Below are 22,841 nucleotides of genomic sequence, written 5' to 3' on the forward strand. Positions count from 1 at the left end.
AAAAAACTTTTCAAATTATAAAGGCAGAAATGAAGTTTAAAAAGCCCCAATGAAGACGAGCGAAGGAAATCCATTGAATACTACCACAATATCCCTGTAAATATATAGATTACACTAGTTTCTTTTAGTAATTTTGCAAAAAATCTATTCGTATGAGCACCTTTAATATAAATATACAACCCACAACAAACACTTCAATAGTAAAATTTGAAACCAATCAATTCCTCACAAGGCATGAAAGTTTCGAATTCAAGAACATTGAAGAAGCTGCGAGATCGCCGCTGGCCCAGCAACTCTTTCATCTGCCGTTTGTTAAAACGGTATTTATCGCCCAAAATTTTATTGCTATTGAAAAATACAACATCATTGAATGGGAAGATGTACAGGAAGAAGTGGCCGAGCAATTAAGGACCTACCTTAATTCTGGCGCCACCATTATAAAAACAGATGAAACGCCTTCTTCAAAACTGGTACCGGTTACCGTATACGCTGAAACCACACCTAACCCCGGGGTTATGAAATTTGTTGCCAACAAGAAGCTGGTGATCTCCGGGGCGGAGTTTAAGAATATTGATGCCACCGCAGATGCTCCCCTGGCGAAACAATTATTCCATTTTCCTTTTGTAAAGGAAGTATTTATGGATGAGAATTATATCTCGATCCATAAGTATGATATGGCCGATTGGAATGACATTACCCTGGAGCTTCGGGAATTTATCAGGAACTACCTGCAGGAAGGGCATGAAGTGTTGAACAATGAAAGTTTTAAACAAAAACAGGAAGCAGAGGTAAAAGCCGCGGCTGTTGCCCCGCAGGATCTGGACGAAGTCTCTCAACAGGTGGTAGAAATCCTGGATGAATATATTAAGCCTGCAGTTGCCAGTGACGGGGGAAATATTGTTTTTGATTCCTATAACCCTGAAACCAAAACCGTAAAAGTGATCCTGCAGGGAGCCTGTAGCGGTTGTCCTTCTTCTACGGCTACCCTAAAAAACGGGATCGAGACTATGATGCGTGATATGCTGGAAGGCAAAGTGGATTATGTGGAAGCTGTGAACGGATAAACTCTTAACTAAAGCACTCTAAAAACCCGAGCGCCCCTGTGGACGATCGGGTTTTTTATATCTCCGGTGTGGGAAAAGAATCAGGACGGCTTCGCTTTTAGAACCTGGAAAACAGTGGGAGGACATAGGATCGAGGGCAGAGGACAAAGGACAGGCTATTAGTAGTTCACTACTTTTTTAGGTCAAAGTAACCTTATAACTCATAACCCCTAACTTATAAATCTAATAATTAATTGTTTGCTTCGCTTCCTTATTAAATTCCCTGAACAACTGCAGCAGGCTCATAGTTGAAGCAATAAGATCTTTGGTTTCAAGCAACAGCCCAAAATATAGCTTGGTATTCTTAGGGCTGGTTTCGCTGGTCCTTATTCGGGTAATCTGCTTTTCAATAAGTTCAGAAACATGGTCAAGGAGTTGTTGCTTTTCGGCAATCACGCCTTCAATATTTCCAAATTTATGGGTGTCAAAAATATGTTGAATATCGTCAAACAAAGACTGCAGTTTTACATCTATTCCTTTTAATTCCCTTACCTGGTTGAACTTTAAGTTCTTATGGTTATTATGAACGTGATTATAGCTGGTCCTGGTTATAAAACCAATAGATTGCACCATATCCTGCAGATAATCCAGGATAAGAATATAGAATTTGCTGGCTTCTATAGAGTCATCATCCAGGGATTTGATAAAATAAAATATATTCCCTTTGAGTTCATCAATTTCCTCTTCCAGTTTATCTATCGCCTTACTGTTCTTCTTAAGCTTGTTGAGATCGTGGTACCCTAAATTGTCTACTGTTTTGGTAAACATTTTGTTTATACCCTTAATCACACTCGATATATTTTCTGAAGTTTCTACTGTGATTTCATTAATGGTAACAATATCGCTTTTGTTATAACGCTTTAATTTCTTTTCCTCCTCCACCTTTCTGGAATGCACCACAGCGCTTCTCACTATTAACACAACGGCCAACAATACCAGGATCGCAATGGCAATGATGCCCCCAAAATAGATAATGGCTGCGAAGGTGGCGGCCCCCATAAATGCCACTAAAGCCGTAACAAACCAACCTCCTATTACGTTAATTACCCCGGCCACCCGGTATACCGCACTGTCCCTGTCCCAGGCCCTGTCTGCCAGAGAAGTACCCATAGCAACCATAAAGGTCACGTAGGTGGTAGAAAGCGGTAATTTAAGGTTGGTGGCAATAGAGATAAGGATACTGGCAACCACCAGGTTTACGGAAGCACGAACCATGTCAAAGGATGGCGCATCCATTTGTTTTGTACGGGAAACAAGTTCTTTTTTCCGGAATTTCTCACTTAGCTTTTCTGAAAAAGAAGTGGGAATAACCCGTTCTACCATATTCCCTGCAAGAATGAAATAACGTACCAGGCCACGGGATATAAAATTAGGTTCAAAACGTTCTGAGCCTTCACTCTGCCTTGCCAGGTTAACTTCGGTATCTGTTACCCGCATGGCCTTCTTGGAAAACCAGAGGGTAATCACCATAATAATTCCAGCCAGGAGCAACAGGAAAACAGGGGTTTGCACTTTTCCCGTTAATCCATCCATAAGCAGTTCATTGGGCAATACACCGGTTGCCTGGTATGCAGATTGCCAAATTTCAAATGACTGCCAGGCGGCAATTGGCACCCCTATGAAATTCACAAGGTCATTTCCTGCAAAGGCAAGGGCCAGGGCAAAAGTTCCCACCAGGATTATAAGTTTTAAAATATTGACCTTGAAATAGGTTATGACCAGCTGCGAAATACCGGTAAATATCAAAAATCCTACAACTACAATTACGAGCGAGTTGTTATTGATATAATCCAGCACCTCTACGGGAATTATCGCGATACTTTTAAGCCCTTTCATCAGGATAAAATACAGGATCGCAGTAAATGATAATCCGCCGAAAATTGCGCCTACATATTTTAATTTCTTTTCATACTGAAAAGTAAAAACCAATCTTGAAAAATATTGTACCACAGTACCTACGGTAAACGCAATAACCACAGAAAGCAGGATCCCAAGTATGATCTGGGTGGCCTTGGCTGTATTTATATACTCATATATTGTGGAATAGTCTCCGGTAGAATAATAGATCTTTAGAAGGGATACACACACGGCTGCGCCCAGCAATTCAAAAACAATGGAAACCGTGGTAGACGTAGGCAGACCAATGGAATTAAAAAAATCCAGCAGAAGAATATCGGCTATCATTACCGCCATGAAAATGATCATGATCTCCTCAAAATAGAATTTTCCCGGGACAAAAATACCTTCCCGGGCAACCTCCATAAGTCCGCTGGAAAAAATTGCCCCCACTGCTACCCCAATGCTGGCCACAATAAGAATGGTGCGCAAAGGAACGGCTTTAGACCCTATTGCCGAGTTAAGAAAATTAACCGCGTCATTACTAACCCCCACCACAAGATCTGTAATTGCAAGTGCAAACAGGGCAACCAGCATGACGATATAAACATCTTCCATTCAGGACAAGTTCAAGACTTACAAATGTGCGGTTTTTTTTGTTAAAAAACTACCTTCCAAAGTTATGAAAACATTAAAAACCCAGCCATTTAACAAAGCTTTTGAATAGTCCGCTTTTAAAATTTGTACCTTAAAGAATTATTACTAATCACAAAAAATTTTAATTATGGCAATTTTAAAAGTAATCGAGATCATGGCAAATTCTTCCAAAGGCTGGGAGGATGCCGCACGAAATGCAGTAAAACATGCATCCAAAACTGTAAAGAATATAAAATCTGTTTATATAAAAGATCAAACCGCTGTGGTTGAGGGCGAAAATATTTCAGATTACAGGGTGACCACCAAGATCACATTTGAAGTTCACGGGCAGGATTCTAAATAATAGCCTTGTATATATATAGCCCGGGAAGTATACTGAAGCATGATGAATTCATGACCCAATATACTTCCCGGGTTTTTTCTTATAGATTTTCCCACGCTTCCTGAGAATCACCACTCCTGCTCCATACGTTTAACAAAATTTAAACATATGTTTCTGGACTATCCCTTATAAAATTTGTCCCTTTGCAAAAACGTTTTTAAATGCAGTATTTTGATGACTGGAGTACCTACGCAAAGGAATTTACAGACAAGCTTGTAGATTATTTGCCCAGTTTCCTTTCCGCTATTTTTCTCCTTCTATTCGGCCTTTGGTTCATAAAGATCTTTACCGGCCAGGTAAGAAGGATCATTCATAAAAAAGGCTACGATAAGACTATTGAAAATTTTGCCATAAGTCTTATAGGAGTAGCATTAAAGATTCTCCTGGTAATACTTGTAATTACCCAGCTTGGCTTCGAGACCACATCCCTGGTAGCCGTAATTGGAGCCGCGGGACTGGCTATAGGCCTCGCACTGCAGGGGTCCCTTGCAAATTTTGCCGGTGGCGTTCTTATTATAATCCTTAAACCTTTCAGGGTGGGAGACTGGATAGAAGCCAAAGGCGTTTCAGGCAGCGTAAAGGAAACATCGCTGTTCTATACCAAGATCAATACTTTCGGAAACCAGCTTGCTATTATTCCCAATGGCCAGCTCACCAATGATAATATTATCAATTACACGGTAGAAGGCAAACGGCGGGCGGCGATCACTGTAGGGATTTCCTATGACAGTGATATTAAACTCGCTAAAGAGATCCTGCTTAACCTGTTAAAGGAACAGGAAAAGATCCTCACAGATCCTGAACCTATGGTTGTGGTAACAGAACTGGGGGACAGTTCAGTAAATCTTTCGGTAAGGTTCTGGGCTTTGAATGATGATTTCTGGAATTGCAGCTGGTATACCATTGAGGAATCCAAAACCAGGCTCGAGGCAGCCGGCATCTCCATTCCATTTCCGCAGCGGGATGTACATTTCTTCAACCACTCAAAGGAAAGTATAAAAGTGGAAGAAAAGGATTAACCTACCATAAAATCCTTTAGGTAAAAGGGCTCAAAATAAGCCACATTCTCAAATTCCTTTTGCTGAAATTTTGCCTCGGCAAGAGGCACCATTTCCTTTGCTGAAGGCAATTGGTCCTGCACAAAGACCGCATTGGGATGGGTACATATGGCCTGGAATTTTTCTACACCACTGCCTATAAAATAAACCTTCCCGGCATTAAGCAGTTCATCATAGGAATGAGGCTCAAGTATTTTGGCTGAAGTTTCTTCCAGCTGTTCTTTTGCAGCATTAAAAACTGCGCTATACACCTCCATTCTTCTCGCATCCAGCATGGGAACTACAATCCCCTCCTCTTCCACTTTATGGGCAAGGGCGGTTAAGGTAGCTACCGAAATAAGCGGGATGTCAAGCGAAAAACATAAACCCTTGGCAGCCGAAACGCCAATTCTAAGGCCGGTATAAGACCCCGGGCCTTTGCTTATGGCTATTGCATCAAGATCTGCAGGTTTTAAACCGTTCTCCTGCAGGATCTCAGAAACATAGTGGTGCAGTTTTTCAGAATGTGAATACCCCAGGTTGTTATCTTCCTTTAGGGCAAGTAATTTTCCGTTTACACTCAAGGCTACCGAACAATTGGTAGAAGCTGTTTCTATACAAAGTATGCTAGCCAAAATATTATAGGTTTAATCTGTTTTTTTATCCTGTTTTAAAAGCTGCACCTCATCACCGTCTTTCAGTGTTTTGGTCACTGTGGTGTAAGGTCCTGTAATCACGGTTTCCCCTTCTTTCAATCCTGTAAGGATCTCAATATTGCGGTTATCCTGGATCCCTGTGGTTACAACGCGCAATTTAGCACGATTTCCTTCTTTTACAAAGATAGTTTCAAACTTTTGATCTACCGGCCCTGCAGTCTTTTTTGCACCGCTGGTGGTATCGTTCTTAATTACAATAGCGCTTATTGGCACTCCAATTACATTGTTTTTTTTCCTGGTAATAATATCGACTGTAGCGGTCATTCCCGGCCTAAACGGGGAGTAATTCTCAGACCGCCCTTCAAGAAGGTCTGTATACGAAGACTCCAGGATACGCACCTTCACCTTGAAGTTAGTCACCTGGTCTGCCGTAAGGCCTTCCACCGCCGAATTCGAGATCTCGGTAACCACTCCTTTGAATTCTCTCTTTAAATAAGCATCTACCCCAACAATGGTTGAATCTCCCACAGAGATCTTCACAATATCATTCTCATTTACGTCTACCACCACTTCCATATTCGCAAGGTTGGCAACCCGTACTATTTCTGTTCCTGCCATTTGCTGGGTCCCCACTACTCTTTCTCCCAGTTCTACATCAAGCCGGGAAATTGTACCGCGCATTGGGGCATAAATGGATGTTCTTGAAAGGTTATCTGTAGCCTCGGTCACGGTAGCGGCCGCACTTTGCATACTGTAATAAGCAGCATTGGTTGAGGCTTGTGCCATTTCATAAGCAGCCACGATCTTATCCCATTCGGCTTTGGAGATCACCCCACGGTCAAAAAGTACCTTGTTACGGTCATAGTTGGCTTTTGCCTCCCTAAGGCTGGCTTCGGCCTGCGCGTGCCCTGCACGTACATTTTGAAGTCCGGCCCTTGAGCGTTGTAAACTGGACTGGTAAAGATCTGGATTTATGCGAACCAGAAGGTCTCCTTTTTCAACCAGTTGGCCTTCCACAATAGGAAGTTCAATGATCTCCCCGGAAACTTCTGAAGAAAGTTTCACCTCAGTTTCAGGCTGGATCTTTCCGGTGGCAGCTACTGTTTCTATAATATCCAGGGGAGAGATCTCTGTTACCTCGATCTCCCTAAGGTTTGGAGAAGTTCCATACCAGCCGGCTTTTTTTCCTGCTACCAGCAATACTATTACAAGTACCGCAATTACACCAATAATGATAAGTGTCTTTTTCTTCATTTTCTAAAATTTAAGATCGGTTACCGGTATTCCAAAATACAGCTCGATCACTTTTAATTTAAATATATAATCGTATTTGGTCCTAACCACTTCGGTTTGGGCATTTTCGTATCTAAGTTTGGACTGACTGAAATCAAAGGCATTGGTCATTCCCACATCAAATCTTTGTGAGGCATAATCAAAAGCCAGTTCCTGCGCCCTTTGGGCAGCCTGTGCAGCCTCATAGGCTTTCAATGCTCCCCTTGCTTCCACATAGGCCTGGTAAACATTGGATTCCAGGTCCAGCTCTGCCTGCTCGAGTTGATATTCTGCACGCAGCACGTTTATCTGGTTTCGCTTCACCTGGTTCCTGGCGGCAAAGCCGTTCAACACCGGAATGTTGAGCTGCAATCCATAGGAGGTCCCGTCATTATCATACAGCTGGGTAACAAAATCCCTGCGAAAGGGGTCATTATCTGCATACCGGGTATTGTAATTAAAGAAGGCGTTCACAGTAGGATAATAGGCACCTCGCGCAAGCTGCACGTCTTTTTCGGCTATTTTCTTATTCTCTTCAGCTATACGTATCTCGTACCGCTCTTCCCGGGCACGGTTAATAATATCTGCCGGGGAATTCAGTAAAATATCTTCACCATAAACATCATAATCGTAATCTACAATGTCAAAATTGGCGTAATCTTTTATAAGCAGGGTTTGGGCAAGGCTAATAAGGGAGATCTCAATATTGTTTTCAGCAATAACAATGCGCTGTTGTTCATCGGCATTGGTAGCTTCAATTTCCAGGAAATCCCCTCTTGGCAATACCCCGGCATCTACCAGTTCCCTGGTACGGTCCAACTGGCCGCGGGTAACTTCATTTTGCGCAAGCAATACCTGAAGCGATTGTTTATTGAAAAGAACCTGTAAATACGAGTTGGCCACAAACAGGGCAATATCATCCTTCATTTTTTCCAGGGAATACCGGCTGGACATTTCAGATAATTTTGCGCGTTGCATTTCCCTTATATTCCTCAATCCGTCAAAAAGTGTAAGGGCGGTTGTGGCATTTCCCGAAAAGGAAGTAAAGCGTGTGGTCTCAAACTGGTTGGTAGTTGGGTTAATGGTCAAACCACTGCTATTGGCGAGATTGGAGTTGATATTTAGGGATGGAATAAAATTTCCAAGGGCGTCCCGTCTTGCGATCTCTGCAAACTGCAGGTCAAGTTCGCTTTGTTTTACTGAAATATTATTCTCTAAAGCATGGGCCACACATTCCTGGAGGGTCCACTTTTTTTGCTGTGCCTGAATATTTATGAAAGCTAATAAAGCTATTACGAGTACTATTAATTTTTTCATAATGGTTGTTGTATGGAATAGGTCTATGAAAAGGAAAAGATGTTACAATTCAAATGAAATTTCCTTACAGATTTTTTCTGAACTTTCTCCAATTTTTGAATTCTCCGGAAGGTTCAATAAGCCTCTGTTTATGAATTCTTCTGAAAGGAAGCAAAGAAAAAAGTGATCTAACCTACCGGCAAGTAAGACCCGGCGCAGCAGAATTTGTTACAACAGGGAATGTTATAAAAAAGTTAATTTTTAACGAAAATTTAAGAGGAAGGATCTTTTTTCGAGCGGAAAGACCTGTAAATAAAAAACGCTATGCCTCCCATAAGAAGATAAGGGAAAACCATAAGATACACTATCCCGTCATTAATTCCCTGGGCGGCTGCCTGGGAATCTTCACTTTCCAGAACGGCACGGCACATAGCACATTGCGCCTCTGCCAGAGCCGGCATTAAAAGGAGGAGAAGAAATATACCAAGCTTTACTTTCATTGTATCAATCCTTAAAACAGGAGGTCAAATTTACAAAACCAATGGGGCATTTACAATACCGGGCAGTTAATAGTAAGGAAACATGAGAATATATACCAGCACCCCGGTAACTGCCACATATAACCAGATGGGAAATGTCCATTTGGCAATTTTCTTATGTTTTTCATATTGGCCGGTAAGCCCGCGGTACATAGTGAACAACACCAGCGGAACAATAATAGCCGATAGCACAATGTGGGTAATAAGAATAAAAAAGTATATATACCTAAGGCTTCCTTCCCCACCATAGGGCACGGGGTCATTGCTTATTTTGGAGATCACGTAACTCACCAGAAATACGGCTGAAAGCACAAAAGCGGTGATCATAAAATTACGGTGCCGTTTAAAGTCCCCTATCCTCATGAAATAATATCCCGCCAGCAGCAGTATGGCGGTAGAACCATTTATAACTGCATGAAACAAAGGAAAGGTGCCGGACTGGGCGCCAAAAATATTATAGCGTTGCGGCAGGTACATCAAAATAAGCACCAGTACCGGTACCACAATAGATAAGGTTATAATAAGGGGTACAGCGACCCTGTCTTTTGTTCTTAATTCCATTAAAGCAGGTTATTTATATCTTCCATCAAAATGTCTATTTGGGGAGTCTCCTGCCCTTCTGTGATAGATTTGTTCTGTTCTATGTAACCCCTGTAATATATAATGGGATTTCCATGGGAATCTGTCCTGGACCGCACATAGCCTTCCTTATCTATTAGGGCAAATAAGCCGGAATGCGCGAAGCCTCCGGGGGCTGTTTCCTCTTTCCCGGCGTAGATGCCAAAGCCTGCATTGGCAAGCTCATAGATCTTTTCCCTGTCTCCCGTGAGAAAATTCCAGTTAGGATTGGTAACCCCGTAATTTTCGGCATATGCACGCAATACTTCGGGAGTGTCAAATTCAGGATCTATAGTAAAAGAGGCTATTCCGAAGTCATCCTCACCTTTGAACTCATTCTGAACGTCAATAAGGTTGCGGTTCATAATTGGGCAAATGGAAGGGCAGGTTGTAAAAAAGAATTCTATAACATACACCTTACCAAGGTAATCCCGGTTGGTAATGGTGTCGCCATGCTGGTTCACAAAACTAAAATCGGGCACCCGCTTCTTTTCCCCATATTGTTCAATGTAGACCATCTTGCCCGCATCCCGGGTTTTCTCTTTGTCCTTTACATTCAACCGGTCCTGTTCCACGATGTCGTTATTCCTTACCTTATCAATAATGCGGGGGATAAAGATGATCCCGAAGATCAAAATTATAAGCGAAACCCCTATATATGATTTATTTTTCATGGGTAGATATATATTGTTTTGGAAGGCCTTTGAGCACAACACACCCCCCTCAAGGAAATGTATTCAAGCTCATTTTATTCTTTGGTAAGCCTTTCGTTATTCTTTTTGAGCGCAAGGCGGTACTCTGCAAGGATCACCTTCACATCATCATTCATTTTATTGTTTAGCTCTGAAACCGAACGGGAATCATAGCCGTACAGGGTACCTTTATCTTCGTCGTCATTCCGGCCCCGTAAATTACGGTCCTTATCAATTATAAACACATAAGGGGTTTGCAGGTTGGCATCCAGTTTTAGATCTGTTTGAAACGAATTAAAAACTTCCTGTACCTGTTCAGGCGTTCCAAAAGCAAAGTTCCAGTAACCGGAATTGGTGACCCCTTCAAATTCAGATACAAATTTTTCAGATTGTGCCCTTGCCTCTTCAGGAAGAATAATGATGAATTGAAAGTCTTCAAATTCATAGAATTTGGAAAGTATCTTACGGTCCAGGTTAAAGGTATTTCCTGCAAGTGCCTGCGGATCTGTCCCAAAAAAGGCTACAATATTGATCTTATTGTTAAAAGTAACGGCGGTATCCCGCGAGGAATCCAAATGGACTATGTCCCCTACCTCTGTGGTTAAGACCGGAAGTTTGGCAAAATTATTTACGCCCGAAGCAAAAAACAAATAAGCGATTATTGGCAAGAGAAATAAAACTGCGAGAACAAGAAACTTCTTCATAAAAACCGCCTTTCATAAGGGAGTACAAAAATAAAAAGACGGTTTTTAAAAACCGTCTTTTCAATCACATTTAACTTATATATTTTTAGAAATCCCAGGCTACCTTGTTGTTCCTGAAAACTTCGTACACATAATCGCCCTCAATTAAAAGAATGAAAAGCAGGTAAGCGATAAGGAATACCGATGTCCATACAATTGCCCTTCTAAGGCCTTTCGCTTCCCCTTCCAGGTGCATAAACGCCCAGGCGATGTAATATGCCTTATAGAGGGTTAATATTATAAAGATCCAGTTAAGCAGTTTCATGCTTAAAAAGGTATAGTCTATAAGAAAATCGGGTTTCAGGATCCCCAGGACCACTTCCACCAGGGTTACTACAGAAAGGATCACAAATACCAACCAGATCCTTTTGGTATTTGATTCGTGTGTATGTGTTGAACTATGTGCCATTTTCAATTATTTCAGAATTAAACCAGGTAAAAGAAGGTAAATACAAAAACCCAAACCAAATCTACAAAGTGCCAGTACAATCCTACTTTTTCAACCATTTCATAACTTCCGCGGCGCTCGTAAGTACCAAGCAATACATTAAAGAAGATAATGATGTTGATTAGGACCCCGGTAAATACGTGGAAACCGTGGAAACCGGTAATAAAGAAGAAGAAATCTGCAAACAAAGGCACGCCGTACTCATTTTGAGAAAGGTTTGCACCTTCTACCACACCGGCGCCTTCAGCAGCAAGTTTGCGTTCAGATTCTGCCCTGGTAAGAACGGTTTTTTCACCATCGGCATTGATAGCCTGAGTTCTTATAAGAATATTTTCATTGGCAAGGAAACTTGCCTTTACATCTTCAATAGAATAGGTAGGAAGTGCAGCTTCTTCAGTAAACCAAAGGCCGTTTGACCTCTCATGTTGCACCCTCGTGGCAGCAGAAGCGGTCACAAAATCGGCAAGGGCCACTCTTTTTCCGTCTTCATCTACAAACTGCAGGATATTCCCTCCGTTTGTAGTAACTGCACCATATTCACCTTTTATAAAATTCTTCCATTCCCAGGCCTGAGACCCAAGGAAGATCACCCCACCTACAATGGTAAGGGCCATATAAAATACCACCTTGGATTTTTTCATCTGGTGGCCGGCATCTACTGCCAGTACCATAGTAACCGATGAAAAGATTAGGATAAAGGTCATTAACGCTACATAATACATTGGAGCGTCTACCCCATGCATAAATGGAAAGTGATTGAAGACCTCATCGGCAATTGGCCAGGAGTCGATAAATTTAAATCGAGAGAAACCGTACGCTGCAAGGAATCCTGAAAATGTAAGCGCATCAGAAACGATGAAAAACCACATCATCATTTTACCGTAACTTGCCCTTAATGGTTCATTTCCACCGCCCCAGGTTTTACCTTCGGTGCCTGTTCTAATAACAGTAGCTTCCATATGGAATAATTGAATTTAAGTGATGAGCAAAAATAGACAAATTTATTATCTAAAGAAATATAAAAATAAAAACAGGTAAACCCACAGAACATCCAAAAAGTGCCAAAACGTTGCACCCAGCTCCATTCCAAGCATTTGACCCGAATGGTAGCGTTGTTTAAAATGGTTATAAATTACCACCAGAAGCACGATGAGGCCTGCCACCAGGTGGGCAAGATGCACCAGTACCACCACATATATAAACGATGTGGTTACGGTACTTTCACTTCCGGTAAAATAATAGCCTGCAGAAATGATCTCGGCAAAACTCTGAAACTGTAGCACCACAAATACAATTCCCAGCACCAGGGTTGCCAGCAGGAACAGGGTCGCGTTCCTGCGGTTGTCTTTTTCAACACTTCTTTTTGCAAGAATAAAGGTTAAACTGCTGATTATAATAACCAGCGTGCTCCAGTACAGCGCAGGCGGCAGATCAAAACCCGAGATCCAGTCCGGCCGGTTCTTGCTTACCACATAGGCACTGGTTAATCCCGCAAACATCATTACCATACTTATGATGCCAAACCAAAGCATCATTTTCTTTGCCCGGGCAACTTTCTGTTCCCTGGTTCCTTGGGTTAAATCCATTCTCTTATAAATTTATCTAATACATATATTATTTGTAGCAAAGTGATGTAAGACACACTCGCGAACATTAACTTTTTGGCTGAAAAAGCATCCCTTTTCTTATACAGGTTAAAGGCATAATACAACATCCCCAGGCCAAGGAACAGGATCAACACTCCTGAAAGCGGGGTAAGGTACAGTTTCCCGGTCACGCCCAGCACGGGAATAAGCGACACGAGGATGGTCCAGACGGAATACAGTATAATTTGAATAGCGGTGCCTTTATCGCGTTTGCCCGTGGGCAACATAAAGAATCCCCCTTTTTTATAATCGTCAAACAACCACCAGCCAATAGCCCAGAAATGCGGGAATTGCCAGAAGAACTGTATCATGAACAGCGTACCGGGTTCTATGCTGAAATCGTTGGTGGCAGCAACCCAGCCCAGCATGAATGGAATAGCGCCTGGAAAAGCCCCCACAAATACCGAAAGCGGAGTTTTGGTCTTTAAGGGCGTGTAAATGCTCACATAAAGGAAAATGCTAATTGCCCCAAACATCGCAGTTTTGGGGTTTATAATATATAATACGATTAAACCAAGGATGGTAAAAGTGCTGGCAATGATAAAAGCCGTATTCACGCTCATCCTGCCGGAAGGGATAGGCCGGTTACGGGTACGGTCCATCAGGGCGTCCAGGTCTTTTTCTATGATCTGGTTATAGGCGTTGGACGCGCCTACCATAAGATAGCCTCCAATTGCCAGTAAGAGAACGGTGACAAAATTTACAACTTCGGCCCCCAAAAAGTAACCCGCAACCGAGGAAAAGACCACGCTTATTGCCAAACGCATTTTGGTGATCTCCTTAAAATCTGTAAAAACTGAAACTGAGGGAGTATGTACGCGGGTATTACTCAAAAATGCATTTTTAAATTGGATGCAAAGATACTCCTTAATTGGATTTTACCAAGAGGCCAAATATGTTAATTTACAGACCAGTGGGGATTGGGTGGTTATTGGGGGAATGAGTGGTATTTTTGGAGATGCATTCTTTTTTCTGAACATTTAATATTTGATTACCAGACAAGTTACGTCTGTTTCAGCCTTAAGGATATTAAATAACAATTTTTCAAATTAACCTGTTATTTGCGATGAACCATTGTTATGTTTTGTTTCCATTTTGACACTTTTGAGAGAAATATTAGTCACTTTAACAAGTTTTGTCGCATTACATTTAATTAAATCTTGATTAAATATTACAAGGTTTTTACCGTTTATATCCAGTGAACTTTGAAACCGAATACCTTCTGCTCCCGTGAACACTTTGATGAATTCACAAATAAATTGGGTTGGTATATATTCAATTTCACTATCATAACGGCGCATTGGTTTAGATAAATCGCTGCTAATTTTCTCCCTGAGTAATTTACCCTTTATAGCTTGATTCACTCTTTCTGGTTGAAAGAGTGATGTATCCTCAGTGAAATCAACAATTTTAATTGATTGATCTGTAATTAATTTAAACTCTCCAATAGTAACTTCATCCAAATATGAAGCCCTAACTTCATAAAGAACAGTTTCCTCATTATCACTAAGATAAAGGTATGGTATTCCTAATGGGTTAGCCCTACCGCCTCCAACTCTTTCTTTTGGAGGACATTTCATTTCAAATGATTTATATGAATTTTGTCCACTTATATGGTGTACTCTAGCTCTATAAAGCGAAACATCATGTCCCAGTTGAAATTGAGTATTAAAAAATCCATCCCAACCCAACTCCTCCGTCAAATAAATAATATCCGTCAAAAATCTTTTTCCCCATTTCAATTCATCTTTTAATATTTCCCAATGGGATATATTATCGAGAATATCTTGTATATAATTGACCTTACTATCTGCATTTAATATGCTTGTTTTTAATTTTGGCAATAAATAGTTTAATATATAAGATCCAGATTTATGATTCGAAAACAATCCAAAGTTTTCGTGAATTTTATTATTAAGTGAAATACCTGAATCGTCAGGATCATAATTATCAATTAATTCTTGAAAAAAATCCTGGAGTTCATCTAATAAAATAATAAAGGAATCATTATTTCTGCAAATATCGCATTGGCCAGATTTTTCGAATGATTCAATATATCCTATCAATTCCTTATCAGAAAAACATTTAGAACAAACATTCATTATTCGATAGATCTAAGATAATTTGCCACTAATGTTATATGATTTTTAATAGAAATTTTCTTTACCATCCCTAAACCCGGATAATGTCCTTGGTCAAAATAATCCTCTAATTCAATTATTGCTGAATTTTGAAGATTGTGACTACGACAGTATTCTACTGCTTTCCTTGCCGCTTCACCAAATTTTCCCTGAACATCAGCAATTGTGTCATTTGAATTTGATGTAAAATGTCTTATCCATATTTGATTTTCATTATTCATATAGGTAAAATGAATAACTACAGCTCTAGGAGTGCTCCCTCCTTCTATAAAATCGCTAGAAAGTATTGTATAGTCTGAAAAACCGCTATAATTATCATCCAAGAAATATTTATGTTCTTCTGAGAATCTATGACTTACAATAGGTAAAAAATTGCTGTTTCTTGATTCGGGTTCGAAAAGATCGTCCAATCTAATGAATTCAATTTCTTGTCCCTGAAGATATCTTTTTAGATCTCTATTTCTATCCGGATCATTTATAACAACTTTTCTTACAGATTCTATCTCAATAACTTCTCTAAAATTTTGGTCTGTAGATTGAATTTCATTTGTTCCAATAATCAAACAATCCCTGAGTTGGTACTTTTCAATCTTTTCTCTAATATAATTACTATTCCTTCTAAAATGAAATGCTGGTTTAAATGAACAGTTCTCAAGACCATTCAAGAATTCTAAATAAAATTCTGTATCACCTTTTTTTTCCCCAACTTCCGGATTTAAAATCAAAAAATTACTCTGATTGGTTTCGAAGAATATTCGATTAGCTAAGGTTAAACTGTTTAAACTTTTTTTAACAGGCTCAATAATAGATGAAACGTAACCTTGTATTTCATTTTCTTGACTGAGTTCCCTTAAAGCTATTAATTCAAATTGACGACCTCTAAGAAAAGGATAGTACATATTAAATTTGTATTGGTTGTTTTAGATTTTTTATCAAGCACCTTTTCTCTTTCTTCTTAAGTTTTAAAGCTAAACATATTTGATTTAATTCTCTATAAGTATGTAAAGAGAGTATTTTATCAAATTCCCTTTTCTTTATTTGCTCTAAATACATTTGATTTAGTTCATTAATAGGGATTGCTTTAATTAAATTATAGCATAATTTATATTGATTAAAGCTATTCATTTTCGGTAGTTCACCATAATATTTCTCAACAATTTCTTTATATTCATTTGTGTGAAGAATTTGCATTAAAATGGTGGGATTTAACTTTTCTCTAAACTTTGCCTTATTATAAAATTCAAACTTTTCCTTGTTTTTATTGTCGAACAATATTATCCCTACATCTTTTCTATACTCTTTATACATATTTAATTTTTCCTTTGGAATTATTAAATATGTTTCATTAAAGACTTGGCTATAATATTCTATTTGTCCTTTCAATCTTTGATCTGAGTCAAATTCAGTTTTAATCTCAAATGCTTTGGAAATTCCATTAAACATTGCTAAATCAGAAACAGCCCCGCCAATTCTAAATTCATTAAAAATTATTGAATCTGACTTACCTAATTCTTTGATTAACCAGTCCGTAAGAAATGCATTTTTGAAAACATATTCATTTTGATAATGATTTTCTAAAACCTGGTATGCGTGTTTAAGAAAACTGGAATAGGAATTCAATGCCGATTTTGGAATTTTTTTATAATTCCGATCAATTTTCAAATTGATCGAATGCAAATTACCCTGAAGTAAACTAAGTGCTTCACTTCGGGAAAAAATTGTTGAGTAATCGCGTAAAAGATATAGATCTCTTTGATTCCTAAAATTCATATAACAAAATTAGGTCAATTAAATTAAACATAATATGGAAACAAAAATTTCCTATTGAAATGCTATATAATGATCCAGGTCAACACAAATTATGAAACAAGAATTACGACGTTTGGGGCTGAATTTAATTAATAGGTCAAATTCATTGATTTCTTTAAAAGATTATCTGTGATTTTTTATATCCTATTTTAGTGGTCGTTATAATCCTTTACACAGGTTTACCAGCCATTTGTTTTTTATATTGTTGCGTAAAAACAATTATTTTCTCCTCACTTAAATTATCGTCATTCTGCATTAAATATTTACGAACATCAAATAAAACTTCTCTTACTTCAGGGGAATCGCTATTATGAGACAATAATTTACTCAACTTATTTGCTATAGGCTCTGGTAACCATAAAAAAGCTTCAAAAGTTAATTTATTCAGGTTTTTTTGATCTTCAGGAAAGGAAAGCCATTCTGATAATAATTCTGCTACGAGGTTTGCTTTCGACCTTTTCAAATTTTCTTCTTTAAATTCCTCCAGCTGTTTATCATACCTAAATTTCACAGCATACTGTATTTTGCGATTAATCCAGTTTTTAAAAACAAACCCTAATAATGTTATTATAAGTGTAGTTAATAATGATGTTGATAATATGATTGTAATGGTTTCATTCATCTTTTTGTTTTTTTAAAATTAAGATATTTCGCAGTATATTCCTTATCAGGTGGTGCGAGCAAGTTCTAAATTTCGATTTGAGATTAAAATAAATTTGTTATTATAAGAGTCCCGCCGAACCCAAAGTTAGCTTTTTGCGCAGGATTTCCGTTATGGAAATCCGCAAGCAATGACGTTCAGGCATTAATGTAGAACGTTTTTCTCAACTATTCCACAGGTATCACTTATTATCGGAAATTATACATCCCATCCATTCACTATCTTTTAAGGAAATTATCAGAAATCCAAAATTTTCCGACATACATGAGCTTCCGCTACCAGAACTAGAAAGTGTTTTAATATTACCAGATTCATCTCGTGAATAGTCTATTTTAATATCTTCATTAAAGATGTGTAAGGCATCTATCCTCGTCTTTAATTCCTCTTCATTCATGTCCCTGTTTATGCGAACCACAAAATCAAATTCCGAATTCGCTATCGCCTGGTATACATCTGTTTCCGGATTCTGTGTCTTATCGTTTTGTCCAAATACGTTTTGGAAACTGGTTAGCAAAATAACCGGAATAAAAAATTTTGTCACTTGTTTCATTACTTCGAATTTAGAAAGGTTCTACAACGTATTAATAAATGCAATTTTACATTTTTTTCTTTCTTATTATCCCCGTACACACTCCATTCTACCAACTAAGACACCAGTTAAAAACCTCTTTTCGCAAGCCAATATTCAGCCATAGGCTGTTCTGGCTAAAAGTACCGGTGGTATTTAAGTGTAGATTGAAAAAGCGACAGTTCATCACTATGAATGGTTTGGGGTAAGCTCAAGTGTCGGTAGTAGGGGTGGCGAACTTGTGGGCTTAGAATTAAATGTTGACTAAGTTAATTATTTTCTTTGAAAAGCTACCCATGATTTGTGATAAGGGACTAACCTGTGATTTAGCAAGTTAGCTCCCCTTACGTGTAGGCGATGTTATAGCCTGTGCTTAACTGGGTTTTTGGTTCATTCCATCACAATTTCGATTGTCAATTCTATATCTTTGTCCACAAGGGTTTTGTCAGCCCAACTTCCTTCGTATGCGATGTTCCAGTCGAATCGGTTAAAAGTAAACCTTGAGGTAAATTTATTTTCGTTAATCAGTGCTGAAAACTCAATACCATTGGTAATACCTTTGATTGTCAGGTTGCCCGATACATTAATGCTATCTTTTGAAAAGTTCTTGATTTCTGTTATTTGAAATATTGAAGTAGGAAACTTATCCACATCAAAAAAATCTGAGTTTTTTAGATGATTTTTGAGATTGTTTCTTGGAACGGGATCGTGTTTGGGAATATCGGTTACTTCTATAGTTTGCATATCCACAATGAATTCCCCGCCTTTTAGTTGACCATTTTGAGTTATAAAATAACCGGTTTTTAACGCAATATCCCCTTCGTGTTTACCTGTGCCATGCATTTTTGTCCCTTTCCATAAAATTTTTGAATGAGACGGATTTACGTTTGCAGTGTCACCTGAAATTTCAAGCGGGCTCCTAACTTGTTCGGAAATATTTACCGATTGGGATTCTGACTTATGCTTGCCAACACACGAGACAACTACTAAAGACGAAATTAAAATTAAAAGGATTTTATTCATAATTCGGAATGTTTTTACCTAAGATTATATTTCGTTCTATTAGTACGATGCCATTTTTCTCTTTAGGTTTTATGATTCCCGAGCCTCCTCTGTTTTTTCTTTCTTTCCGTGTTTCCTTGGTCAATTGTGGGTCATCATCAAAAAGATAATCGTCAAGGTAATATTCATTTTTGTCGGGTTCTTTTACAGTTATGTGAATATGCTCTGGCTCACTCCCATTAGGATATGCTGCCGGCCTGAATGTATAGAAAGCATATTTACCGTCTTTTCCTGTTTTGATCCAACCCCGGATAAATCCGTGTCTTTTTGCCCAACCTGTTTCCTTGCCTTTGGTTTCGTAAATACCTTGTCTATTGGTATGGTAGATATAGAGGATGACATTTTCTGCCGGGGTTTTTCCATCTTTTTTTAAAACTGTTCCGGTAATTTCCAGTTTTGGTTCGTTGTTTTCAAATTCAGGTAGTGTGTCTGTAGGGGTTAATTTTTTGTCCCCATACTCAAAAATTGCTTCGCAACCTTCACAACCGCCACCAACAAGTTTGGTCGTTGAATTCTTTGTTTGGGCATTACAAGCTGTTAATATCCACAAAGTCAAAAAGAGACCTAACTTCAATGTTCTGAACTTAATATCCATAGTTTGTCGTATTTGATTTTAACGTTCCCACAAAATTATAGATATAGAAATCATTGGTGAAATTGAATGGTCTAAGGCGATGAATTTATAGGTTAACACGATGATTTATACTGAAGCGTTTTTTGAAATCCGGTGCGTATGTTCTACTTAACCTTACCAATTCCCTGTCTTCCAATTGCAAATCGTAGTCGCCATTAAGTCGGGATTTGAACGACCTTACTTTTGTGATGTTAACCACAGTTGATTTGTGAACACGAACAAAAACATTTTTGTCCAATTTATCACAAATTGATTTTAAGGTTTCGGAGTGCAAATACTTTATGTCTTTAAGGTGAAATGTAATGTAGGGTGAGTCGGAGGTGATGTGTGTGATGTCCTCTACCTTGACTACCACATTCTCCTTACCGTTATTTACGACTATTGTATCCAATGGAGGTTTACTTACCCCAATGTATATGTCTCGAGTATGTTTTAAAAAATACTTATAGCCCACTACAAAGGTTGCATAAACCATAACCACTTTATACAAGTCGTGCGACAATGAATAGGAGTAGAACTTATAAAGGTCATACCTGCCCTCGTAAAATAGCATAGAAAAAGCCACAGCAACAAAGGGAAAAATTAAAAGATGGACTACGATGGGGGACACAATGAAAACTGCCGTTTTGCCATAGCTGTTCAATGTCTCATTTTTCAGTTTTTTGTACAAAACAGTTAATATCGGGATAAATAGAAACCATATGGTTTTAAAAAGTATGGATTCGCTGAAATAGAAATTATAGCCATTCCTTTTTGATTCTAAAAAATCTTGGAAAATTGTCAAACACACTATAAACAGGAAAACTCCTGAAAGAACAAAAAGCAATTTTCCGATGTTTCCGGAAAGGTTCGGGGTAGCTTTGTTATTAGCAATTGTGTTTACCATTTTCTTATGTTTGTTAATTTCTTCTTCTCGGTCTTAGCATTGGCTATAACATTCAAATAATTACAATTTTCTATTTATTCTTTCTTAACCTAAACCCTAATAATCAAAATATCAGATTACCTTTAATTTGAGAGTAATATTTTTCGAGAGTTTTGTTGCGTTGAAATTTTCAATTTTTATCAGCTGTATAGACTACTTCCTGGTTTACCTGAATAGGTATTCCGGGTTTCAGGGTTTGATAGATGATGCAACAGCGTTCGGTAGCTCCAAAAAGCTTAGAGATGGTATTTTTTTCCACAGCACTATCCACCTCGATATGAACCTCCAATCCCATACTTTGAAAAGCCACCGGCACGTCCCTTTCTACCATCAAAGTACCCCTAACATCTGCATTTGCGGTTGCTCTAACCAATGTTTTTTTCAGCGCTACCCCCAGCCTGTTGGCGATCATCCTGAGCGTACTTTCAAAACAGGCTGCCAGGGAAGCGCACAGCATATCCCCGGGATTGGGAAAATCATGAAGCCCGCCAACCGCTCTGTGAACCCCTATTTTAAAAGGTATTTTGAGTTCGTCATTGATAGACACCGAAGTATGAAAAGGATCGTCCAGGTTTTTCCCTTCTACGATCGCTTCATCTGTAACCCGGGCCAGTTTGGGATCTGTAACATAGGAATCCATTAAAGGTTGTTGCCGCTCCTGCACAATAGAATTTCTTTTCATGATCTTTAGTTTTTTGAGCGGGTTACCAGAAGGCAACTAGTAATTTCCCCTCAAGGTACTAAAAATTAAACGGTTACATAATTTCTCTGTCTTCCGGGTAATTTAAGTTGTTGAAGCCGGAACGCTCTCTTCTTTTTCCATTTGAGAACCTATAAAAGGTATTCTTGGCGCCAGAAAATATCCGGTTAAACTTGCAAATAATATGGGGATGAAATGTCCAAATCCTGTTAAGGTAGCAAGCAGGATGGTTGTGCTCATGGGGGTTCTTGTCACACAGGCATTAATTGCGGCCATACAGCTTACAATGGCCAAAGTAAGATTCACGGCAGGAAAAATTTGATGGATTATTATTCCTAGGGTTGCACCCACAAAAAACAGCGGGATGATAAATCCCCCTCTCCAGCCCGATGTTACAGTAATGGAAATGGCAATTATCTTGAACACCAAAATCGCGAACAAAAGTGTGAGGGAGAAATCCCCGGAAAGCAATTCGTTAATTTCGTGATGTCCAAAATAGCGGGTTAACGGAAAATAAAATGCTATAACCCCCAGCAAGATCCCTCCAATTAATGTTTTGATGTAAATAGGAATTGGCCGGTTTTCAAAAAGGGACTTGAAAAATTTGGTGCAAAAAATAAATGCCCACCCAAACGCGGCGCCTATAATTGCAAAAATAACCGCATAGCCAAAATCAAAGATGCCTGAATATTCATAAGCCGATAGATCCCAAATGGGGCCCAATCCCAAATGAATGATCAAAGCAAACACCAAATAACTAAAGCAACTGGCGACAAAAGCAGGAATTATTGCCTTGTAATATTCTACCGCATGTTTGTGATGAAGTATCTCTAAAGAAAATAAACTGCCGCCCAAAGGTGCCCCGAATAATGCCGTAAAACCTGAAGCCATACCCGCGATACTCAAAGACCTTAACTCTTCTCCTTTAAGCCTGAACAATTTTCCTATCCAGGTACCTGTTGAACCTGTAACCTGCACCAGGGGAGCTTCCGGCCCCAGACTACCGCCCGATGCAACACATAATAAGGACGAAAGGACCATGGAAGGATTGTTTTTAGGGTCCAGTTTCCCTTTATTAAAACGAATGTTGTTTACAATTAAATGTATTTCTCCCGGGTCTCCTATGAAGTGAATTATCAAACCTGCCAGGAGCCCGGAAATTGCCATAACCGGAATCACGTGCCAACCTCCAAAAAAAGCCAGCTGGTGCGTTAAAAATTCAAGAACGATCCAGTATACCCCGGCTATTATTCCGCCAATTAATCCCAGTAGAGCCCATAACAAAAAAGTACGGCTAAAAACGAAGGGATTAAACCTAACCGGCTGATCTAAAATGTTTAAATAGGTAACTAGTTTTCTTCTTCGTTTTAATTTCACTATTCTGCTTATGATTTATAGCATACAGCCCATTATTGA

General features: G+C 39.0%; 25 protein-coding genes. 3 read left to right on the forward strand and 22 right to left on the reverse strand.

What is annotated here, in order from left to right; genetic code table 11:
- Window positions 1-152 precede the first annotated feature (152 nt).
- Complete coding sequence (locus tag FK178_RS10170) at window positions 153-1,064, forward strand: NifU family protein (RefSeq protein ID WP_146834430.1); 912 nt, start codon at window positions 153-155, stop codon at window positions 1,062-1,064.
- Window positions 1,065-1,286: 222 nt separating this feature from the next.
- On the opposite strand, the gene FK178_RS10175 is transcribed toward FK178_RS10170, so the two are convergent.
- Entirely contained in the window at window positions 1,287-3,557 is a 2,271-nt protein-coding gene (locus FK178_RS10175; RefSeq protein WP_146834433.1) for an inorganic phosphate transporter, read from the reverse strand.
- Window positions 3,558-3,723: 166 nt separating this feature from the next.
- Here FK178_RS10175 and FK178_RS10180 point away from each other — a divergent pair, with 166 nt between their 5' ends.
- Window positions 3,724-3,939 (forward strand): dodecin family protein, encoded by a 216-nt coding sequence (locus FK178_RS10180; protein WP_146834436.1) that lies wholly within the window; start codon window positions 3,724-3,726, stop codon window positions 3,937-3,939.
- A 200-nt stretch (window positions 3,940-4,139) separates the two neighbouring features.
- Window positions 4,140-4,997 carry a mechanosensitive ion channel family protein gene (locus FK178_RS10185; protein WP_146834439.1) on the forward strand — a complete coding sequence of 286 codons (858 nt, stop codon included), beginning with the start codon at window positions 4,140-4,142 and terminating at the stop codon, window positions 4,995-4,997.
- Here FK178_RS10185 and tsaB read toward each other — a convergent pair.
- The 21 genes from tsaB to FK178_RS10290 form a co-directional block, all read right to left on the reverse strand.
- Window positions 4,994-5,650, reverse strand: coding sequence for a tRNA (adenosine(37)-N6)-threonylcarbamoyltransferase complex dimerization subunit type 1 TsaB (gene tsaB / locus FK178_RS10190; RefSeq protein WP_146834442.1), 657 nt, complete (start codon window positions 5,648-5,650; stop codon window positions 4,994-4,996). The genes FK178_RS10185 and tsaB overlap by 4 nt on opposite strands.
- 12 nt (window positions 5,651-5,662) lie before the next feature.
- A complete protein-coding gene (locus FK178_RS10195) occupies window positions 5,663-6,925 on the reverse strand; it encodes an efflux RND transporter periplasmic adaptor subunit (RefSeq protein ID WP_146834446.1) in 1,263 nt (420 codons plus the stop codon).
- A 3-nt stretch (window positions 6,926-6,928) separates the two neighbouring features.
- Entirely contained in the window at window positions 6,929-8,260 is a 1,332-nt protein-coding gene (locus FK178_RS10200) for a TolC family protein (protein ID WP_146834450.1), read from the reverse strand.
- A gap of 251 nt (window positions 8,261-8,511) precedes the next feature.
- Window positions 8,512-8,739: a hypothetical protein gene (locus tag FK178_RS10205; RefSeq protein ID WP_146834452.1), complete on the reverse strand. Its 228-nt coding sequence runs from the start codon at window positions 8,737-8,739 to the stop codon at window positions 8,512-8,514.
- Window positions 8,740-8,805: 66 nt separating this feature from the next.
- Window positions 8,806-9,339 carry a DUF420 domain-containing protein gene (locus FK178_RS10210; protein ID WP_146834455.1) on the reverse strand — a complete coding sequence of 178 codons (534 nt, stop codon included), beginning with the start codon at window positions 9,337-9,339 and terminating at the stop codon, window positions 8,806-8,808.
- Window positions 9,339-10,070, reverse strand: a complete 732-nt coding sequence (locus FK178_RS10215) for an SCO family protein (protein WP_146834458.1) — start codon at window positions 10,068-10,070, stop codon at window positions 9,339-9,341. The genes FK178_RS10210 and FK178_RS10215 overlap by 1 nt, the downstream gene beginning before the upstream one ends.
- A gap of 74 nt (window positions 10,071-10,144) precedes the next feature.
- Entirely contained in the window at window positions 10,145-10,792 is a 648-nt protein-coding gene (locus FK178_RS10220; RefSeq protein WP_146834461.1) for a hypothetical protein, read from the reverse strand.
- An 85-nt stretch (window positions 10,793-10,877) separates the two neighbouring features.
- Window positions 10,878-11,240: a cytochrome C oxidase subunit IV family protein gene (locus FK178_RS10225; protein WP_146834464.1), complete on the reverse strand. Its 363-nt coding sequence runs from the start codon at window positions 11,238-11,240 to the stop codon at window positions 10,878-10,880.
- A 17-nt stretch (window positions 11,241-11,257) separates the two neighbouring features.
- Entirely contained in the window at window positions 11,258-12,238 is a 981-nt protein-coding gene (locus FK178_RS10230) for a cytochrome c oxidase subunit 3 (protein ID WP_146834467.1), read from the reverse strand.
- A gap of 45 nt (window positions 12,239-12,283) precedes the next feature.
- Window positions 12,284-12,865 carry a cytochrome c oxidase subunit 3 gene (locus FK178_RS10235; protein ID WP_146834471.1) on the reverse strand — a complete coding sequence of 194 codons (582 nt, stop codon included), beginning with the start codon at window positions 12,863-12,865 and terminating at the stop codon, window positions 12,284-12,286.
- Window positions 12,856-13,758 carry a heme o synthase gene (gene cyoE, locus FK178_RS10240; protein ID WP_146834474.1) on the reverse strand — a complete coding sequence of 301 codons (903 nt, stop codon included), beginning with the start codon at window positions 13,756-13,758 and terminating at the stop codon, window positions 12,856-12,858. Before cyoE ends, FK178_RS10235 begins: the two co-directional genes overlap by 10 nt.
- 216 nt (window positions 13,759-13,974) lie before the next feature.
- Window positions 13,975-15,027, reverse strand: coding sequence for an RES family NAD+ phosphorylase (locus FK178_RS10245; RefSeq protein ID WP_146834479.1), 1,053 nt, complete (start codon window positions 15,025-15,027; stop codon window positions 13,975-13,977).
- The gene (locus tag FK178_RS10250) at window positions 15,027-15,965 is read right to left on the reverse strand and encodes a sce7725 family protein (RefSeq protein ID WP_146834482.1); all 939 of its coding nucleotides are present in this window, start codon (window positions 15,963-15,965) and stop codon (window positions 15,027-15,029) included. Before FK178_RS10250 ends, FK178_RS10245 begins: the two co-directional genes overlap by 1 nt.
- Window position 15,966: 1 nt before the next feature.
- Window positions 15,967-16,728 (reverse strand): sce7726 family protein, encoded by a 762-nt coding sequence (locus tag FK178_RS10255; protein ID WP_240793813.1) that lies wholly within the window; start codon window positions 16,726-16,728, stop codon window positions 15,967-15,969.
- Window positions 16,729-17,044: 316 nt separating this feature from the next.
- Window positions 17,045-17,497 (reverse strand): hypothetical protein, encoded by a 453-nt coding sequence (locus tag FK178_RS10260; RefSeq protein WP_146834488.1) that lies wholly within the window; start codon window positions 17,495-17,497, stop codon window positions 17,045-17,047.
- 220 nt (window positions 17,498-17,717) lie between these two features.
- On the reverse strand, window positions 17,718-18,086 hold the full coding sequence (locus tag FK178_RS10265; protein WP_146834491.1) for a hypothetical protein: 369 nt from the start codon (window positions 18,084-18,086) through the stop codon (window positions 17,718-17,720).
- 408 nt (window positions 18,087-18,494) lie between these two features.
- Window positions 18,495-19,127: a YceI family protein gene (locus tag FK178_RS10270; RefSeq protein ID WP_146834494.1), complete on the reverse strand. Its 633-nt coding sequence runs from the start codon at window positions 19,125-19,127 to the stop codon at window positions 18,495-18,497.
- Entirely contained in the window at window positions 19,120-19,761 is a 642-nt protein-coding gene (locus FK178_RS10275) for a dioxygenase family protein (RefSeq protein ID WP_146834497.1), read from the reverse strand. The genes FK178_RS10270 and FK178_RS10275 overlap by 8 nt, the downstream gene beginning before the upstream one ends.
- An 85-nt stretch (window positions 19,762-19,846) precedes the next feature.
- Window positions 19,847-20,443 carry a LytR/AlgR family response regulator transcription factor gene (locus FK178_RS10280; RefSeq protein WP_240793814.1) on the reverse strand — a complete coding sequence of 199 codons (597 nt, stop codon included), beginning with the start codon at window positions 20,441-20,443 and terminating at the stop codon, window positions 19,847-19,849.
- A gap of 412 nt (window positions 20,444-20,855) precedes the next feature.
- A complete protein-coding gene (locus FK178_RS10285) occupies window positions 20,856-21,407 on the reverse strand; it encodes an OsmC family protein (RefSeq protein WP_146834504.1) in 552 nt (183 codons plus the stop codon).
- Window positions 21,408-21,509: 102 nt separating this feature from the next.
- Window positions 21,510-22,802: a chloride channel protein gene (locus FK178_RS10290; protein ID WP_146834507.1), complete on the reverse strand. Its 1,293-nt coding sequence runs from the start codon at window positions 22,800-22,802 to the stop codon at window positions 21,510-21,512.
- Window positions 22,803-22,841 lie beyond the last annotated feature (39 nt).

The sequence above is a fragment of the Antarcticibacterium arcticum genome (assembly GCF_007993795.1).
In the GTDB taxonomy this organism is placed as follows: domain Bacteria; phylum Bacteroidota; class Bacteroidia; order Flavobacteriales; family Flavobacteriaceae; genus Gillisia; species Gillisia arctica.